This is a genomic window from Streptomyces sp. NPDC047028, from assembly GCF_040644095.1.
Taxonomy (GTDB): Bacteria; Actinomycetota; Actinomycetes; order Streptomycetales; family Streptomycetaceae; genus Streptomyces.
This window is the reverse complement of the sequence record NZ_JBEYVS010000120.1, coordinates 1-2,628: the sequence shown is the minus strand read 5'-3', so window position 1 is coordinate 2,628 and position 2,628 is coordinate 1. Positions and strand designations below refer to the sequence as shown.

At 67.9% G+C, this 2,628-nt stretch carries 4 protein-coding genes; 3 read left to right on the top strand and 1 reads right to left on the bottom strand.

Translation table 11 applies throughout. The features are described from left to right. Nucleotides 1-714 (top strand): aldo/keto reductase (locus ABZ854_RS37175; RefSeq protein ID WP_361220468.1); only part of this gene is annotated, 714 nt, incomplete at its 5' end. Next, a complete protein-coding gene (locus ABZ854_RS37170; RefSeq protein WP_361220465.1) occupies nucleotides 695-1,522 on the top strand; it encodes a hypothetical protein in 828 nt (275 codons plus the stop codon). The genes ABZ854_RS37175 and ABZ854_RS37170, both read left to right, overlap by 20 nt. Nucleotides 1,523-1,761: 239 nt before the next feature. On the opposite strand, the gene ABZ854_RS37165 is transcribed toward ABZ854_RS37170, so the two are convergent. Further along, on the bottom strand, nucleotides 1,762-2,031 hold the full coding sequence (locus ABZ854_RS37165) for a GntR family transcriptional regulator (RefSeq protein WP_351739232.1): 270 nt from the start codon (nucleotides 2,029-2,031) through the stop codon (nucleotides 1,762-1,764). Between the two features lie 178 nt (nucleotides 2,032-2,209). Here ABZ854_RS37165 and ABZ854_RS37160 point away from each other — a divergent pair, with 178 nt between their 5' ends. Continuing rightward, nucleotides 2,210-2,539: a hypothetical protein gene (locus tag ABZ854_RS37160; protein ID WP_361220462.1), complete on the top strand. Its 330-nt coding sequence runs from the start codon at nucleotides 2,210-2,212 to the stop codon at nucleotides 2,537-2,539. Nucleotides 2,540-2,628: the final 89 nt, after the last annotated feature.

The window sequence follows — 2,628 nt, the reverse complement described above, 5'->3', positions numbered from 1 at the left end:
TTCGTCGCCAAGGGCACCGGCACCATGGCAATCACCGCCGGAGCGCTCAGCGCCGACGAAGCCGCCTTCGGCCACTGCCTTACCACCCGCTTCGTTCACTGGCAGTGCGCCCAGAACCGAACCCAGTTGGGGCGCCCCCGCCTTGACATGGTCTTCGCCCACAATCCGGAGCGCGCCGCCGGAGACCCGAACGAAGCCCTCCTTCGTGCCTTCACCGCGTTGGAGGAACAAGTCAGTGCGGGGACGCTGGACGCGTACGGGGTGGCCACGTGGGAGGGGTTCGACAACGGAGCGTTCTCCGTCCCGAACCTGGACCGCATGGCCGCTCGTGCCGCTGGCTCGGAGTACCACCACCTTCGCGCCGTACAGCTCCCCGTCTCGCTCGTGACCGCCAACGCCTTCACCCAGGCCCTGGACAACCGGGGGCCCATCGCTCAGGCAGCCGAACGGGGATGGGACGTGTTCGCGTCGGCACCCCTCTTCGGTGGGGAGCTGAACGAACTGGCGACCCGCGAACTGACGGAGCTGATCCGCCCGGACCTCAACGTCCCTCAAGCGTGTCTTCTGGCCGTAGCGTCATGCCCAGGGGTGACGCGGGTTCTTCTGTCCGCGTCGGAGTCGGCACACTGGAACGACTCCCGCGCGGCGCTCACTGAGCCGGCGGTCCCTGTCGCCACGCTCCGAAAGGTGCTCGATGTACTCGCCTCCGACTGACCCAGCCGACCGGCAGCGGATGACGGAGGCGTTCAACGGGGCCGTGGACGAGCTGGGCGCCATCCTGGACGGTCCGGATGTCTGGGGGTGGTACGGGCGCACCCTGAGCGCTCGTGTGCGCTGCGGGAAGTTCGGGCGGTGCTGGCTCCGGCTCATGACCGCCCCGGCGGACAAGGCCACGGGGAAGATCTGGGAGGGCAATCTCCGGGCCGCCGAACTGTTCGATCTGGGGATCAAGAAGCCCGCGATGTACGACGCGGTGGAACAGGAAGTGCACGGCCACGCGTACCGGGCTGAGCTGAGCCAGTACGTCCCGGAACCGGTGCTCTCCCCGTCTCCGGTGCTGAGTCCGGACGCGGTGATTCCCCCTGACCCGTGGTGGGAATCGCTCCGCGCGGATCTCAGCACCGTGGCGAAGGCCGTGACGAACCGCGTGGCCGTTCGCCAGGAGTGGGTTGACCGCAGCGTCCCCCGGTTCCTCAACCTGCCCGCCCCCCAGGTGATCGAGTGGGAGACGGCCCACGGGGACTTGCAGCCGGCAAACCTGACGAGCCGCACGCCCTACCTGTTGGACTGGGAGGGCTTCGGAGCGGCGCCGGTCGGATACGACCCGGCCATGTTGTGGGCGTACTCGTTGCTGGCCCCCGCCTTCGCGGAACGGGTACGGGAGACCTTCCCCGTTCTCGACACGGAGGCGGGGCGGGTCGCTCAGCTCATCGTGATCACGGAACTCATGCAGTCCGCTTCCCGTGGCGACCATCCCGAATTGGTCGGGCCGCTCCGGCGCATGGCCGAAGATCTCGCCTGACCCATGGACCCCGGCACGGCGGGCGGTACCCCGTCCGAACGCTCACCGTGCCGGACCGTGGCACTCCCGACCGGACAAGCCCTGTGCAGGAGTAGGCCGTACTCCGTCTGAGCTGACGTGCTCAGGCACTCGCCCCGGTCCGCCCTCGTATGCGGGGTGCCGCTCTCCCCCGGGAGCGGTGAGGGTGCCACACCGGGCCCCGTTCGTGTGCTGCCCCCGTGGCGCATGGGCGGGGCCTCTCAGCCCCCTTGGCTGCCGCTCTCAGCCTCCGGAGGCCGCTCCGCCACGTAGGTGCCGCGCTGGGGCACCGTGAACACCCAGCCCTCTTCCCGAAGGTGCTTGATCGCGTTGCGGGCGGTCTCCCGGGCCACGCCGAAGCGCTGGGTCAGGGCCGACTCAGAAGGGATCTTCCGGTTCACCGGAAGGGCGCCGCTCTCGATCTCCTGAACGATCAAGGCAGCGATCTGCCGGTACACCGGCGTGGGCGACTCGTGGTCGATTTCGGGCATCCCACCAGCCTAGACAAGTACGTACATCCGGCCAGACCTCTGTACGTCGATGTACGTCAATAGACGAAGGTAGACAAGTCTAGGTAGTGTCAGCCCAGACAGAACCCCGGCGACGGAGGCGGCTGGTACCCGCCTTGATCCGTCCCGGGGCATGGCCAACAGCCCAAGGAGCTGTGACATGCGAGACCTTATCGTGCGGGCCCTGGAACTCATCAGCGCTCTGTTCGGCAGCAAGCCCGGACGCCACTCCGCCGCCCACCTGAACGCCCCGGCAGTGTCCGACCCGTCCCCGGCGGCGCCCCTTCCGCCCCACGTCCAAGAGCGCAACAAGCGGCTGGACGGGGAAGAGGTGGAACTCATCCGGCCGTACTACGCCGCGTTCATGCAGAACCAGGAAGACGAGACGCTGAGGCTCCGGGCGGTGCGCAAGCGTCAGCGGGAACTCTTCTGGGCCACCATGGGCATGGACTACCCCGGGGTGCGACTCCACGGGGCGCCCTCAGCCTGATTTACCCAGCTCCGGACGCTGAGATCAGCGTTTCCGCAGCTCAGACAACCTTTCGATTGCTGCTTCTATCACACCCTTCCGCTTGCAGA